This is a genomic window from Bradyrhizobium sp. LTSPM299 (assembly GCF_000938235.1).
Classification (GTDB): Bacteria; Pseudomonadota; Alphaproteobacteria; order Rhizobiales; family Xanthobacteraceae; genus Bradyrhizobium.
Genome location: NZ_JYMU01000050.1, coordinates 196,428 through 211,497 on the forward strand (window position 1 = coordinate 196,428; position 15,070 = coordinate 211,497).

14 protein-coding genes are annotated in these 15,070 nt (G+C 61.9%); 8 read left to right on the top strand and 6 right to left on the bottom strand.

All coding sequences use genetic code 11. From position 1 onward, the window contains the following. Positions 1–42 precede the first annotated feature (42 nt). Positions 43–1,104: an asparaginase gene (locus UP10_RS27205; RefSeq protein WP_245321888.1), complete on the bottom strand. Its 1,062-nt coding sequence runs from the start codon at positions 1,102–1,104 to the stop codon at positions 43–45. Between the two features lie 355 nt (positions 1,105–1,459). Between UP10_RS27205 and UP10_RS27210 the strand changes: the two genes are divergently transcribed. After that, positions 1,460–2,614, top strand: a complete 1,155-nt coding sequence (locus UP10_RS27210) for an OpgC domain-containing protein (RefSeq protein WP_044590287.1) — start codon at positions 1,460–1,462, stop codon at positions 2,612–2,614. 3 nt (positions 2,615–2,617) lie between these two features. Here the strand turns inward: UP10_RS27210 and UP10_RS27215 are convergent, their stop codons facing one another. Together UP10_RS27215 and UP10_RS27220 are read right to left on the bottom strand one after the other, a co-directional pair. Next, a complete protein-coding gene (locus UP10_RS27215) occupies positions 2,618–4,282 on the bottom strand; it encodes an amidohydrolase (RefSeq protein WP_044590288.1) in 1,665 nt (554 codons plus the stop codon). 12 nt (positions 4,283–4,294) lie between these two features. Continuing rightward, a complete protein-coding gene (locus tag UP10_RS27220; RefSeq protein WP_044590289.1) occupies positions 4,295–4,693 on the bottom strand; it encodes a hypothetical protein in 399 nt (132 codons plus the stop codon). 147 nt (positions 4,694–4,840) lie between these two features. Between UP10_RS27220 and UP10_RS27225 the strand changes: the two genes are divergently transcribed. Continuing rightward, entirely contained in the window at positions 4,841–5,272 is a 432-nt protein-coding gene (locus UP10_RS27225) for a winged helix-turn-helix transcriptional regulator (protein ID WP_050043820.1), read from the top strand. Positions 5,273–5,276: 4 nt separating this feature from the next. Here UP10_RS27225 and UP10_RS27230 read toward each other — a convergent pair whose 3' ends face one another. Further along, the gene (locus tag UP10_RS27230) at positions 5,277–6,398 is read right to left on the bottom strand and encodes an L-dopachrome tautomerase-related protein (protein WP_050043821.1); all 1,122 of its coding nucleotides are present in this window, start codon (positions 6,396–6,398) and stop codon (positions 5,277–5,279) included. A 270-nt stretch (positions 6,399–6,668) separates the two neighbouring features. Between UP10_RS27230 and UP10_RS27235 the strand changes: the two genes are divergently transcribed. Both UP10_RS27235 and UP10_RS27240 read left to right on the top strand, forming a co-directional pair. Beyond that, positions 6,669–7,088, top strand: a complete 420-nt coding sequence (locus UP10_RS27235; protein WP_044590290.1) for a winged helix-turn-helix transcriptional regulator — start codon at positions 6,669–6,671, stop codon at positions 7,086–7,088. Positions 7,089–7,107: 19 nt separating this feature from the next. Beyond that, complete coding sequence (locus UP10_RS27240) at positions 7,108–7,752, top strand: putative serine hydrolase (RefSeq protein ID WP_082077270.1); 645 nt, start codon at positions 7,108–7,110, stop codon at positions 7,750–7,752. 115 nt (positions 7,753–7,867) lie between these two features. On the opposite strand, the gene UP10_RS27245 is transcribed toward UP10_RS27240, so the two are convergent. Both UP10_RS27245 and UP10_RS27250 read right to left on the bottom strand, forming a co-directional pair. Next, entirely contained in the window at positions 7,868–9,115 is a 1,248-nt protein-coding gene (locus UP10_RS27245) for an NAD(P)/FAD-dependent oxidoreductase (RefSeq protein WP_044590292.1), read from the bottom strand. Positions 9,116–9,121: 6 nt separating this feature from the next. After that, entirely contained in the window at positions 9,122–10,507 is a 1,386-nt protein-coding gene (locus UP10_RS27250; RefSeq protein ID WP_044590293.1) for an aminotransferase-like domain-containing protein, read from the bottom strand. A 245-nt stretch (positions 10,508–10,752) separates the two neighbouring features. Here UP10_RS27250 and UP10_RS27255 point away from each other — a divergent pair, with 245 nt between their 5' ends. From UP10_RS27255 to UP10_RS27270, 4 genes are all read left to right on the top strand, one after another. Beyond that, positions 10,753–11,910, top strand: coding sequence for an ABC transporter ATP-binding protein (locus UP10_RS27255; protein ID WP_044590294.1), 1,158 nt, complete (start codon positions 10,753–10,755; stop codon positions 11,908–11,910). Continuing rightward, positions 11,907–12,956 carry an ABC transporter substrate-binding protein gene (locus UP10_RS27260; RefSeq protein WP_044590295.1) on the top strand — a complete coding sequence of 350 codons (1,050 nt, stop codon included), beginning with the start codon at positions 11,907–11,909 and terminating at the stop codon, positions 12,954–12,956. The genes UP10_RS27255 and UP10_RS27260 overlap by 4 nt, the downstream gene beginning before the upstream one ends. A 63-nt stretch (positions 12,957–13,019) precedes the next feature. Next, on the top strand, positions 13,020–14,231 hold the full coding sequence (locus UP10_RS27265) for an ABC transporter permease (RefSeq protein WP_063775398.1): 1,212 nt from the start codon (positions 13,020–13,022) through the stop codon (positions 14,229–14,231). A 6-nt stretch (positions 14,232–14,237) separates the two neighbouring features. After that, a complete protein-coding gene (locus UP10_RS27270; protein WP_044590297.1) occupies positions 14,238–15,065 on the top strand; it encodes an ABC transporter permease in 828 nt (275 codons plus the stop codon). The last annotated feature ends 5 nt before the right edge of the window (positions 15,066–15,070 follow it).

Here is a 15,070-nt window from a genome sequence, read left to right on the forward strand (position 1 = left end):
CGACGCCCGACCTGGGTGCTCACCTCACTTGCTCTGCGATCACTACCAGGCGAACGCCTGCTGCACCGCCTTGGGATCGGTGATGCCGTTGGCGATCAGGAGCTCAAGCAGGACGCGCGCCTTCTGCGGATTAAGGTCCAGCGCGACGGCGAAGCCCAGTGTATCGTCCTCGACCTCGACATTGCGGTTGACGATGCCTGTCCCGACACGGCTCGAGCGCACGACGACGACACCCTGCTTCGCAGCGGCCGCGAGCGCATCAATCGCGCCCTTGGACGAATTGCCATCACCGACACCTGCGAGCACGAGGCCCTTGGCGCCGCGCTTGACCGCATCCTCGATCTCCGAGCCGTCCATGTTGGCGTGCGAATAGATGATGTCGACGCGCGGCAGCGGCGCCGCGTCCGGCGGCTTCAGCTTCGACCCCTTGGCAGCAACGGCCGGCTGTAAATAGCGGAGCGAGCCGGTATCGACATAGCCGACCGGCCCCGCATTGGGCGATCGGAATGTGTCGACGCTCGTGGTGTTGGTCTTCTGCGCCCAACGCGCGCCGTGGATGGTATCGTTGAGTACCACGAGCACGCCGCGGCTGCGCGATTCCGGCGCTGACGCGACCCGCATCGCCTCGTACAAATTGGCCGGACCATCGGCGCCGATCCCGGTCGAGGGACGCATCGACCCAACCAGCACGATCGGAATGTCGGTATCGAACACGTTCTGGAGGAAGAACGCCGTCTCCTCCATCGTGTCGGTGCCGTGCGTGATCACGACGCCATCGGCCTCTTTGTTGTCGATCGCGGCGCGGATGCGCTTGGCCAGCGCGAACCAGACCTTGTCGTTCATGTCCTGCGAGCCAATCGACGAGATCTGCTCGACCGAGATCTGGGCGAGCTTGTCCATGCCCGGAACGGCGGCGATGAGATCAGCCGAACTCACCTTGGCCGAATCGTAGGCGTTGCCGGCACGGGCGCTGGCCTGGCCGGCGATGGTGCCGCCGGTGCCGAGCACAAGCACGCGCGGCAAGGCATCCGTCTTCTGTGCGGCCGCAGGCGGCGCAAACAGCCCGATCATGAGGACGAAGGCGAGGCCGATGGCGGCCAGCATGGAACGGCTCGATTGAAGCGAATGCGGCGTCATCTGTCTTCCTTTCGTCTGCGTCGGACCCGATCGCAGCGTACTGGCATTCGTTCAGATTGGCCAGCGAAGCGCGACCGCAAAGAAGCCGAACCCCGAAGCCGCTGCCGGGAAGCAGCACGATTTCGGTTTTGATTTCATTTGGAGCCAAATGCCGGACGCCTGCACCAAGGATGCATCATCATCTCGTCACATAGCTTCTCGTTTGAGCAGGATCGTTCTCAGAAAATCGCTACACGGTTTTCCGGATCATGTTCTAGTATGATGTCGGGTGTTCCCTGCGAACTGAGATTTCGCCGGGAGTCGGGACGAGGGAGCGAAACCGATGGACGTCAGGGCTGTGCTTCCGCCGCGCGGACGTGACTATCGACTGGATCTGCTACGCGGGTTCGCTAACTGGGCGATCTATCTCGATCACATCCCGAACAACGCCGTGAACTGGATCACGCAGAAGAATTACGGCTTCAGCGATGCCGCCGACCTGTTCATCTTCATTTCCGGCTACACGGCGTCATTCGTCTATGCACGGATCATGCTCGAACGCGGCACCGTGATCGGCGCCACCCGGCTGATCAAGCGGTCCTGGCAGATCTATGTCGCGCACGTCATGCTGTTCGTGATCTATATCGCCGAGATCGGCTATCTCTCCCAGCGCTATCACGACCCGAACCTGCAGAACGAGTTCAATGTCGCGGGCTTCATGCAGAACCCGGCTGAGACGCTCTATCAGGGCCTCATCCTGGCGTTCAAGCCGGTCAACATGGACGTGCTGCCGCTCTATATCGCGCTGATGCTGGTGTACCCGGTCGTGCTCTGGGTGATGTTGCGGCGGCTCAATCTGACGCTGGCGGCATCATTCCTGCTCTATCTGGCGGCACGGCATTTCGGCTGGAACCTGCCGGCCTATCCGGGCGGCTCGTGGTACTTCAACCCGTTCTGCTGGCAGTTCCTGTTCGTGTTCGGCGGCTGGTTTGCGCTCGGCGGCGCCGGCGAATCGATGTCGGTGATCCGCTCGCGTCCGTTCCTGGTGCTCGGCGTGGCCTATCTGTTGTTTGCGATGGTGATGACGCTGGCAGGCCGCATCCCCGAACTCGCCCAGGCGATGCCGCCCTGGCTCTACGATGCGTTCAACCCGAACGACAAGACCAACCTCGCACCCTATCGCGTCCTGCACTTCGTGGTCCTTGCGTTTTTCGTCACGCGCTTCCTGCCGAAGGACTGGGCCGGTCTGCAATGGCCAATCTTCCGCCCCGTGATCAAGTGCGGCCAGCAATCGCTCGAGGTGTTCTGCTCGGGCATCTTCCTCGCCGTGATCGCACATCTGGTCCTCGTCGAGGTCTCCAACAGCATCTGGATGCAGATCCTGGTCAGCGCCGTCGGCATCGTGCTGATGACCGTGCTCGCCTACTACCGCTCATGGTCGAAGAAGGTCGACAAGGCGCCCGCGAAAGCGCCGGCGAGTACGGTGGCGGCGGGGTAAGTCTCATCCCGCCTCGTGAACCTGCCGGCCCTCGAACCATGTCGAAAGCACCTTGGTCTGCGACAGCTGTTCCGGCGCGTTCGCGAACAGATCGCGATCGACCACGATGAAATCTGCCGACCTGCCAGCCTCGACCGATCCGGTGAGATCAGACAGGCCCATCGCACGCGCGGCATTGATGGTGTAGATGCGCAGCACCGTTTCGAGATCGAGAGCCTGCTCCGGCCACAGCGCGCCATCATATCCGCCGCGCGGATTGCGGCGGGTGATCATGCCCTCGATCCCGAGCCAGGGATCTGGGTTGGCGACGACCGGCCAGTCCGATCCGGCCGCCATCAACGCACCGGCCTCGTAAAGATCGCGAAGCGGCCAATAGCAGTCGGCGCGCTCCTGTGGAATCGCCGCACGGATCGCTTGCTGGATCGGGCCCGGATACCAGATGATCGGCGACAGGTCCGCCGCAACGTTGAGCGCGCGGAAACGTGGAATATCGGCTGCTGCGACGAAGCCCGCATGCGCGATATGGTGGACCGGTCCTGGTCCGTTTCCAGGTCCGTTGAAGCTGCGCACCACGTCGATCGCGTCGAGCGTATCCCGAACCGCAGCATCACCGGTGCAATGCACCTTGACCCGCATGCCATGTTTCTCGGCCTTTGCGATCCACCGCACCAGAGCGGGGATCGAGATCAGAGGATCGCCGCAAAAGCAGCAGCCTTGCAGGCGCGTGGCGCGGTAGGGCGTCAGCATGGCGGCGGTGCGCGTTGTCGGCACTCCGTCCATGAAAAGCTTGATGAAATCAGGGCGCACGTGGCGCGTACGATAGGCCTCGCGACGCGCGATCAGTTCGTCCCCGACGAGATCGGCGCCCGACAGCGTCCGCTGTCCAGGCAACGAGGTGACGCACCAGCCGTTGAGTTCGTTCGCGCGATCGAGCGCGGCCAGCGCCTCCAGGAACGGAAGCACCGTGGTCGCGTCCTGAAAGGCGGTGACACCGTAGCCATTGAGAATTTCGACCGCGCGGCGGCACGACGCCTTGTTGCGCGCCGCAAGGTCCGGAATGCTTCGTTCGACCGCCTGTTCGGCAAGCCCCGAGGCCCGTTCCAGCAACAGGCCGGTTGCGGCCTTGGTCTCGGCATCACGCGGGATTTCGCCGTCTTGCGGGTTGGGCGTATCAGCATTGATCCCGATCAGCTCCAGCGCGCGGGAATTGACCCAGCGGTTGTGCTGGCTGTCGTCCCGCAGCATCACCGGATGCGCAGCGGAGACGGCATCAAGCGCAGCCAGGGCGCTTGCCTGGCTAATCGCCTCGACCAGATGGCTTCCCCAGATGCCGCCAAACACCCACTCGCCCGGTTTCGTCACCGCGCATCGCGCGCGAACGGCATCGAGCACCGCGTCGAGCGACATCGTCGGCAATATCTTCAGTTCGTAGAGATCGGCCTGCCCGCCGCGGAGATGGTGATTGTGCACGTCGACGATGCCGGGCAGCAGCATGCGGCCGCGCAGATCCACCATCTCGGTGCCCGGACCGGCGAGAGCTTTGACGTCGAGATCGCTGCCGACCGCGACGAAAGCGCCGCCGGCCACCGCAATCGCCTGGGCTCGGCTGCGGTCAGCATCCGCAGTGAATATTTTGCCGTTATGGAGGATACGCTCTGGTCGCGTCATCGCTGTCCGTCCTCAGTGCGACGCAGAATACCGCGACTGCCGCCAGAAAACAGTCAGGCACAGCGCATAGATCGCGATTGCGGCCGTCTGCAGCCAATAGACCAGCGTCGACTTGCCATAGAGAACGCTCTGCAGCGCATCCGAGACATTGACCGCGCAGAGGCCCGCGACCGTGACCCAGATCGCGACCAATGCGGCGAACACGGCTTCGGGTGAACGCGCCGCGGAGGCAAACAGGCAGATATAGGCGACGACCGCGAACGCGATGATCTTGTCCTGATAGGCATAAAAGGGTGTATCGTAATAGACGAAGAGGATCGGCAGCTTGATTCCGAAGAAATGCGCGATAGCCATGCAGCAGAAATAGGCCACGCCGGCCCATAGAAGCAGGTTGAGAATCCGACCGCTCATCGAGGCACCCAAGACAAACGTTGCATGACAGACCTTGCAAGACACACGTATCGGCATTGGCGGGCTGTTGCCGCCGCGCCTGATATTTCATGGTCCCACATCGATTGTAGACCAGCCAGACACATTAATTTCTGACCGAGGAAAACCATGGCCTACCAGCGCAAGCGCCCTGCTCCGGATCCGTGCCCGGTCGAGACGGTGCTCAAGATCGTCTCGGGCAAATGGAAGGTTCGGGTGCTCCATCTCCTGTCGCTGGACGAACTCAGCTTCGGCGAGTTGCGCAATTCAATCACTGGCGTTCGTCAACAGGTGTTGTCCAGCCTGCTGCGAGACCTGATGGCCGACGGCGCCGTCCAACACCGCAAGATGTCGGCCGAGCGATCGATTTACGCACTGACGGACCGAGGACGCGAGCTGGTTGTGCTGCTGACACCGCTGGCCGAATGGGGCAACCACCTGCTCGCCGAACAAGGCGTCACGTGGCAGCCGCCCGAGCCGCGGCGGAGCGCCCAGAATGGCGGCCGGGAAGAGGCCTACCGACCATCGGGGCGTTCGTCCGCGCAGGATGTCCAACGATGATCGGTCAGCGAGAGACGATCCCCGCCGCCAATGGTTTGAATCGATAGATCAGATACGGCGTCTTGTTCTCGGCCTTGCCGCCGTGGAACATTGCGGCAGCGGAAACCTGCGATGCAGATACGTACATGTAGCCGTCCGGCGAATATGAAATACCGTCAGGCCACACCATGTCGGGGTCGCTGGTGAGCGTGCGATATTTGCGATCCGGCGTGATGATACCGATCGATTTGGACTCGACCGCCGTCAGATAGATATTTCCAGCGAAGTCGATCGACAGCCCTCCGTTGTTCGGCTTGTCCGAGTAACGCTCCACTTTTGCGCTCAGTTGGGTATTCGAAAGGCTCTCATCGTTCAAATCGGCGACCCGGATCCGATAGAGACTGCGGCCGCTCAGCGGCGCGTAGTAAAGCCATTCGGATTTCGCATCCATGGTGATCCCGTCACAACCGACCTTGATGATCACTGGCTTTCCGTCCTTGCCGGGAACCGTCAGGTCGCTGCCGTCGACGGTGATCGGAACGTTCTCTGGAATGGTCGATTTGTCGCCCTGGAGAACGCGCCGGGCGCGTCCGGTGTCCATGTCGATCACGATGATGGCGGCCTGCGAACCGTCACCGCCTGGTCCGATATCTTCGTCGGCGATGTAGAATTTGTGGTTCTTGTGGTCGATGACGATGTCCTGCGGCTGCGATCCGGACAGCGTCACAGGCTGAGGCAAGTAGTAAATGCGCTCAAGCCTGTTAGCATGCGTATTCCAACCGACCAGTTTCGGCGTGATGTGGGTGCGGAAGCCCATATCGATAATCCAGACGACGCCATTCTCGTCGGACCGCAACCCCAGGACATTGTTCAGATACTGATCGCTGCCTTCTCGTGGCGTGTTCCATTGCGCATTCGGGAACGGCTCGAAGGTCGTCGCCGACGTGAGCTGCGCCACCCGCACGTCGGGACTGTAAAACGGATGATGACTGAAAATCACCTGATTGTCGGGCGTGAATGCGACGTTGCCGACGGATTGCGGTAATCTGGCAAATATCTCGGCAGTCACGGTGCTGGTTTGTTGCTGCGAAAAAGCGGGGGTCGCCGCCGCCAGCGCGACAATGAGTGCGGGCACGTTGATACGCATTTCAATCTTCCTCGTTGAAGGGTTTCCACGCTCGACGAGTTGATTTTATGCCCGCCGCGGTCGTCGCTCCGTCGGGGGCTTTGTCAGTAAGCTAGAAGGCAGAGAGCCTGATTATCGAACGCTGGGCATCTCACACATCGTCGACCGCGCGCGAATGATGCCGATCGAGGCCGCAGCAAAGAGTGTCTGCTTTGCATGACTGAGATAGCGCGCTAGAGTTAGATCAAGCAAGTACGCACAGCGTTGGCACTAGGTATCACGGAGTGAACCATGCAAGACCTGTTCGCAAAGAAGTACGATTGCGCAGCCGGCTGTCCCGTGGAAGCAACCCTGGATCTGATCGACGGAAAATGGAAAGCGATCATCCTCTATCATCTCCTGAAGGGGACACTGCGCTTCAATGAGTTGAGACGCCGCCTGTCGAGAATAACGCAGCGCATGTTGACCCGGCAACTGCGTGAGCTCGAAGAGGTCGGCCTCGTTAGCCGGACGATCTTTGCGGAAGTCCCGCCCCGCGTCGAATATACGCTGACGCCTCACGGACAATCATTGGAACCGGTGATCCGCGCCTTGTGGGTTTGGGGTGACGCGCATCTCGCTCAACGAAGCCAGGGGTCCACAAATCCAGGCGTGGTCGAGCGTGTCGAACCGCAGCATCAGCCTGTTGTCGCCGTTCGGGCGGCACGATAACCGACGTCCCTGGGCGCAAATGCGCAAGCTTCGGATTCTCTGCCTCCACGGATATCGCGGGAGTGCAAAAACACTCCAGAGGCAAATGCGGCCATTGACGCAAGGATTGGAGCAGCTTGCGGAGTTCGTGTGTGTCGACGCGCCGTCACTGGCAACGGGAGACTTCGGCTGGTGGCATGCCGTTTCAAACGACGTCGACGACCCGGAACAGCCTGCGATGCGATACAAAGGCTGGCCGGAAACGAAGACGTGGCTGATTTCGCTGTTCCAGCAAAGTCCGCCGTTCGACGGTGTGTTCGGCTTCAGCCAGGGAGCAGCGCTCACATCCCTGCTGGTCGGCTTGCGAAATCGTGAGCCGGAGGACCGTATCTCGTTCGATTTCGCCGTGATGGTCGGCGGATTTGTCAGTAACGACGGCAGCCATGCGAACCTATATCGACGGGAATCAGAATACGGTTTGCCCTCGGCTCACATCATCGGCGAGTCGGATCTCGTCGTTCCAAGCAGCAGCTCCGACCGCCTTGCGAGCACCTTCAAAAATCCCCTGATCTTGCGCCATTCGGGCGGGCACATCATTCCCGGCAACCCGCAGGTGCGAAGTGGCTTCATCGCTTTCCTGCAAGAAAGAGCGCGCGAGGCCGACCTGGCGGATGGAAGCCCATGACGAGCAACATGATCCGCGCTTTGCATGATGCCAGATTGTAGCGGCGTCCAAAAATAAGCGATGCTCAAGTTGAATTTTCAATAAGCCTGCTACGTGCGAAGTCGCGGAGAATTACTCAACCAAACCGATCGGGCCGGAATGCTTCAAGGTTCGGAACGTCGTTCCGTCTCTCGATGAGGCCTGCAACAATGCGGCTCGTTACGCCGGCTAACGTCATGCCGAGATGCCCATGACCGAAAGCATGGATCAGGTTTGGATGGCGACGGCTGGGTCCAATGACCGGCAGTGAATCGGGAAGCGAGGGACGAAAGCCGAGCCATCGCGATTGAACGGCTCCGAGATCCGGGAAGAGCTTGCGAACGCCTCGCTCCAGAAGGGCTATCTGGTTTGGATTGAGCGGCGCGGAGAGGCCACCGAGTTCGACCGTTCCCGCGACCCGCAGGCGACCGGCCATCGGCGTGACATAGAAGCCCAGATCGACTGGGCTGACGGGCCTCTTGATCGGACAGGCCTCCATGGCAAATTCGATGTGGTAGCCGCGCTCCGTATCGAGCGGGATGTCCTCGCCGGCTTGTTCGGCCAGAAACTTCGACCAGGCGCCGGCGGCGAGGACAACCGTATGCGCTTCGATCGCGCGATCGCCGCATATCAAACGGATTCGTCCTCCGTCCTGCGGTTCCAGCCGATCAACACGCGCGCGTTCGAACAAGGCGCCTTTTGCCGCGGTCGCAGCAGCAAGTCGGCCGGTCATTGCAGCAGGATCGACGGTGTGAGCGGCATCGGGGAAAAAAATGCCTCCGGCAGCGCGAGGAAGGGCGGGCTCCAGCTTTGCGACCTCTTCCGAGGTCAAGCGCTCCTGTCGAACGCCGAGTTCGTTACGCAGCCGGGCACCCCACTCACCGTCTTCTCGCGGCATTTTCCCGCGATAGAGATAGAGGCAGCCGTCATAGCGAAGAAGGTCCGAAAGTCGAGCCTGTTCGGCGAGTTCACGCCAAACCGGCATCGCGTCCTTCAGCAAATCCGCCAGCGCGTGTCCGTTGCGGCGTGCGCGGAGTGGCATGGATTGCCAAACGAAGCGCGACAGCCAGGGAATCAGCGCCGGCACGGCGGCCAGCCTGACGGCGAGAGGGCTATCCGGATTGACAAGCAGGTTTGGCAGATTCCGCAAGACGTCGGGGTTGCCGACGGGTGCACAGGCGTAGGGCGCCAATGTCCCGGCATTGCCGTAAGAGGCGCCCGAACCCGGCTCGTTCGGGTCGATGACGACGACCTCACGGCCATCCGATGCGAGCCGAAATGCAATCGCAAGCCCGATGATTCCGGCCCCGACGATCGCGATGTCCGTCTTGATCAATTCCGCCATAACGCCTCAGACCGCGCCCGAGATTTCGAAATGACCGGCATTCAGCAGGTCGGCCATGATCGAAAGCGCCTGCCGCAATTCGCCGGATGACGGCGCGGCGCCCACATTGATGCGCACGGCATGGGCGAGAGTCTCGCGTCCCACAGCGAACGCATCCGCGGGAAGCACGCCGACGCCGCGCTGACGGCAGGCGCGCGCGAAAGCGGCGCCTCGCCAGGGTTCAGGCAAATGCAACCAGGCGTGCGGCGACGTCTCCTGCGTCTGAACATCGAATGCCGCGAGCGCATCGCGCAAGATGGCCTGCCGCCGGCGCAGTTCCTCGCGCTGGAATTCGATGATCCGCCTCGCAGTTCCCTCTTCCAGCAGAATGGTGGCAACCAGTGCTGTGAGGGGACTGATGCTCCAGCAATCGATCCGCAACGCCGCCGCGACATTGCCTAAAACCGCGCGTGGCGCGACGACAAACCCATAGCGCAGGCCGGGCGCAATGCATTTCGACAGGCCGCTGATGTGGACGGTGAGTTCGGGTTCCAGGGCGGCGAAAGATGGAACGGCGCGATCGAGCAGCGGACGGTAGACATCATCCTCGATGATCAGCACGTTGTGGCGGCGCGCGATCGCCGCGAGCGCGCGCCGGCGCTCTTCGCTCAATGTGACGGTTGTCGGGTTGTGCAAGCTGGGTACGAGGAAAACCGCGCGAGGGCGCAAGGTCGAGCAAGCCGCCTCGAAAGCATCCGGCCGCATACCCTCGCGGTCAATCGACACGCCGCGCAGGTCGACGCCTTGTGACCGGCAAAGGGCGCTGATGCCTTGATAGGTGATGGAATCGGCGAGGACGACATCATCGCGCTGCGTCAAAGCCCGTAACACGCAGGCAAGGCCATGTTGGGCGCCGTCGGTCAGAACGACACGACCGGCGTCACCATCGCCCGCTACGCCATTGAGCCAATCCGCCACCGCAGCGCGCGCCCATAGCGGGCCTTCAGGGGGATGATAGTCCTGTAAGGCGCTAAATCGGCGATCCTTTGCGATGTACGGCAGAAGAAGCGCCAGCGCTTCGCGATAGGCCGAAGTCGCCGGCCTGTTGACGGACAGATCGATCAGACCGGCCTCGTCGCTGGGAGCGGATTTGAAGGCGCCGTCCTCCGTCTCCTTCGCAGCGACGAGTGTTCCGCGGCCAGGACGCGCCTCAACTAGGCCGCGCTGTTGCAATGCCGAGAAGGCGCGGGTGACGGTTGTGACATTGATGCCGAGCAGGCGCGCAATTTCCCGATGCGGCGGCAGCCTGTCGCCCTCAGCCAGTTCGCCGCGGGCAATGCGCTCACCGATGGCATCCGCCAAACGCTGATAAATTGGTCGATCGTTGTCCGGCAATTGCAGATTTTCGAGCATTACGGCTTTGGCGCCCCGGGGCATTCTTGACTTCACCAAGACCTTCATAACATGGAGAAAAGCATCACACAATCGGACTTGTATGCATGCACAACGGTTTCAATATCTGCATTGTAATGTCGAAAATTGTGTCACGCGATGGCCTTGACGACGAAATTCTCGTATTGTATGGTCACCCAACTGCCTATTGTGTGATCATATAAGAGCGGCTGGGGGCCACCGACGGCCGAGGGACGGGTGCTGTGATGACAGGCAAGCCAATCGACGGTCGCAAGAACGCGGGACAAGGCGATGCCAAATTCGTCGAATTCATCGACGTCGAGAAGATGTACGGCCATTTTCACGCCGTCCGCCGGTTGAATCTGAATGTCGGCCGCGGCGAGTTTTTGACGTTCCTCGGACCGTCAGGCTCCGGCAAGACCACGACCTTGAACATGCTGGCCGGCTTCGAACGGCCCAGCCAGGGCGTGATTACGCTCGACGGCAAATCGGTCGACCGCCTGCCGCCCTATGAGCGAAACATCGGCATGGTGTTCCAAAACTACGCGCTGTTTCCGCATATGAGCGTGGCGGATAACGTCGCCTTCCCTTTGTCCGTGAGAAAGATGCCGAAGGCCGAGATCGGGCCGCGCGTCGTGCGCGCCCTCGAAATGGTGCAGTTGGAGCGCTTCAAGGATCGCAAGCCGGCGCAGCTCTCCGGCGGTCAGCAGCAGCGTGTCGCACTCGCCCGCGCGCTCGTCTTCCAGCCAACCCTCGTTCTGATGGACGAGCCCCTCGGCGCGCTCGACAAGAAGCTGCGCGAGCATATGCAGATCGAGTTGATGCAGATCCACCAGATGCTCGGCGTCACCATCGTCTACGTGACGCACGACCAGAGCGAAGCGCTGACGATGTCGGATCGCGTCGCCATCTTCGAAAACGGCGCCATCGACCAGATCGGAACGCCGGAAGAACTCTACAACAAGCCGGCGACCGCGTTCGTCGCGGGCTTCATCGGTGAAAACAACGCGCTGGACGGTGTCGTCGAACGCGTCGTCGGCGATCAATGTCTAGTCGCGCTGCCGACCGGATTGAAGACGACCGCCATGGCGATCGGAGACGTTCGTCCCGGCGCGCCGGTCCAATTGACGATCCGGCCCGAGCGGATCGGGCTGTCGGGCGCCGGCGCGGAATCGGACAACCGGTTTCAGGCAACGGTCGACGGCCGAATCTATCACGGCGACCATCAGCGCCTGCTCGCCCGGCTGGCGAGCGGGCAGGTCCTGACCGTAAAAGTCGGACCCGAAGCAATGATGACGGCGGGCGAAACGATCGACCTCTGCTGGCCTGCCGCCGATTGCCGGGCTTTTCCGGCAGGCGCCGTGCCGGACGGCAACACAGCGAACACAGGGAGCGTTTCATGAAACGAGTATGCAGGACGAGCTTGCTTGCCTTGGCGAGCGCCGCGATCATTTCGCAAGTACAGCCCGCCAGCGCCGAAGAGCTCACTGTCATGGCGACCGGCGGCGCATGGCAAGCGGCGCTACGGCAGGCCTGGTTCGAGCCGTTCGCCAAGACGACGGGCATCAAGTTCAACGAACAGGAATACACCGGCGAACTCGGCAAGATCAAAGCGATGGTCGAGACCGGTAATGTGCCGATCGACCTCGTGACGGTCGAGACCTCGACGGTCCTGCAAGGCTGCGACGCCGGCGTTCTGATCCGCCTCGACTATTCGAAGATCGCCGATCGTTCGAGATTCCTGCCAGGCACGGCGCTCGATTGCGGCGTCGGCATCGATGTCTATGGTGACGTGTTGGCGTATGACACGACCGTGCTGAAAGAGGCGCCGAGTTCGGTGCTCGATATTTTCGACACCAAGAAATTCCCGGGCAAGCGCGCCATGCGCAAGGCGCCGGCGCAAAACCTCGAATGGGCGCTGATGGCCGATGGCGTGCCGATTGCCGACGTCTACAAAGTGCTCGCGACGCCCGCCGGCGTCGACCGTGCGTTCAAGAAGCTCGATACGATCAAGAAGGATATCGTCTGGTGGGATGCCGGCGCACAGCCGCCGCAACTGCTCGCCTCGAAGGAAGTGGTGATGACGACGGCGTGGAACGGACGCATTCAAAGCGCGATCGATCAGGAAAAGCGCCCATTCGCGATCGTCTGGGACAACCAGATCGTCGAATATGACATGATCGCGATTCCGAAGGGCGCCAAGAACATCGATCTCGCCTACAAATATCTCGCCTATGCAGCCCAACCTGAGGTGGGCGCGCAGCTCGGCCGCTTCATCCCCTATGGTCCGGTGCTGTCGGATGCGACGCCGTTCGTCCCCAAGGACGTCCTTCCGAAGCTGCCCACCGCGCCGGACCACATGAAGCTCTATCTGGTCGGCGACGTCGAATTCTGGGGCGACCATGGCGAAGATCTGGTGAAGCGCTTCAACGCCTGGCTCGCCCAATAGGGTACTGCGGCAAAACTCCGATCGGGCGCCGCCCGATCCCTAACGCCACACGAGGGGCGCCTCATGTCATCGATTGCCATGCCGAGGATCAGCGCGACGGATCAACGGGAGAGCCTGCGTCCGCTTGCGTTGGCGGCCCCGCTCCTCCTGCTTCTGTTGTTCAGTTTCGGCGCGCCGATCATCGCGCTGCTGTCACGCGCCGTCTACGAGCCGACCATCGCCAACGCGCTTCCCCGCACCGCCGAGGCGCTGCGACAGGACAGTAGCGCGGGTGTGCCCGGCGAGCCGGTCTTCCTCGCCTGGGCGGCCGATCTGAAGCAGGCGCAGGCGGCGGGCGCCGTTTATGAATTCGCCAAGGCCCTCAACACCCGCCTGCCCGGCGCGCGCAGCCAGGTGCTCCGTGCAGCGCGCATTGCCGCGCAGGATCAGGCCGCGGGCAAGGAGGCGATGATCAAGGCCGCGCCGCTTCTGGGTGAAGAGCAAAGCTGGGCGGCGATCCGCACCGGCACAAACCGGTTCACCTCGTTCTATCTCCTCAGCGCCTTCGACCTGCGATGGACCGAGCGGGGAACCATCGGCGCGGTTCCCGCCGACCAGGCGGTCTTCCTCCGCGTCTTCGGCCGGACCTTTCTGATCGCAACGATTGTCACGCTCGCAACGCTGGCGCTTGCCTTTCCGCTCGCCTTCGTGATCACCAGTCTTCGCCCCGCGATTGCCGGCGTCGTCCTCGTTCTCGTGCTGCTGCCGTTTTGGACATCGATCCTTGTGCGCACTGCCGCCTGGACCGTGATTCTGCAAAAATTTGGCCTGCTCAACGACCTGTTGCTCTGGCTCGGCCTGACGTCGGACCGCCTCGAATTGATGTATAGCCGCACCGGGCTCATCATCGCGATGACGCATATCCAGCTGCCCTTCACGTTGCTGCCGATCTACAGCGTGATGCGCTCGGTCAAGCCTTCGCTGGTCAGAGCGGCCCAATCGCTCGGGGCCCGGCCTTTCACCGCATTCTGGCGGGTTTATCTGCCGCAAGTCATGCCGGGCGTTCTCGCCGGTTGCCTGCTCACCTTCATCCTGTGCCTCGGCTACTACATCACGCCGGTGCTGATCGGCGGAGCGAGCGACCAGCTGATCAGCAATTTCATCGCCAATTACGTCAACGTCGAACTCAATTGGGAGATGGCGGCGGCGTTGAGCTTCGTGCTGCTCGCCTCCACCCTCGGCCTCTACGTGACCCTGACGCGATACCTCGGTCTCGATCTCTTCAAGATGGGATGAAACGCCATGTTGTCGCCATACCCAACGACCGCCGAATGGGTCCGCGTCGCCGCGCTTTGGTTCTGGTGCGTCCTGGTGCTGATCTTCCTCGTCGTGCCGATTTTCGTGCCGGTGCCTCTGTCTTTCAACAGCGGTTCGTTCTTCACCTTCCCGCTCGCCGGCTTTTCGACGCGGTGGTACGAAGTCGTGCTGGGGACGCCGCGCTGGCGCGCCGCCATCGGCAACAGCCTGCTGATCGGATTGGGCGCAACCGTCCTGGCGACCGTACTGGGAACGCTGACCGCGATCGGCCTGTCTGACCCCAAGTTCCCGGCGCGGCGGTTCGTCGTGCCTTTGCTGATCTCGCCTCTGATCGTCCCGGTCGTCGTGACGGCGGTCGGCACCTATCTGTTTTATGCGCGCGTCGGGCTAGCCAACACCTACTTCGGCATCATCCTCGCCCACACCGTTCTGGCGAGCCCCTTTGTCGTGGTGACCGTCGGCGCAAGCCTCACGGGGTTCGACCGCAATCTGATGCGGGCGACTTCCATTCTCGGGGCGAAACCGCTGACCGGATTCCTCCGGGTCATGCTGCCGCTGATCCTGCCCGGCGTATTGTCGGGCGCCGCTTTCGCCTTTGTGACGTCCTTCGATGAGGTCGTCGTCGTGCAGTTTCTAGCCAATGCCCAGCAGCGCACCCTGCCACTCGAAATGTTCACGGGCCTGCGGGAGCAATTGAGCCCGGCGATCACGGCGGCCGCCACATTGATGATGGGCCTGTCGATCCTGTTGCTGATCGTCGCCAATCTGCTCGCCCGTCGATCGCGACAGAACGCCAGCGCCCTGGCCGAGTGAGGCGT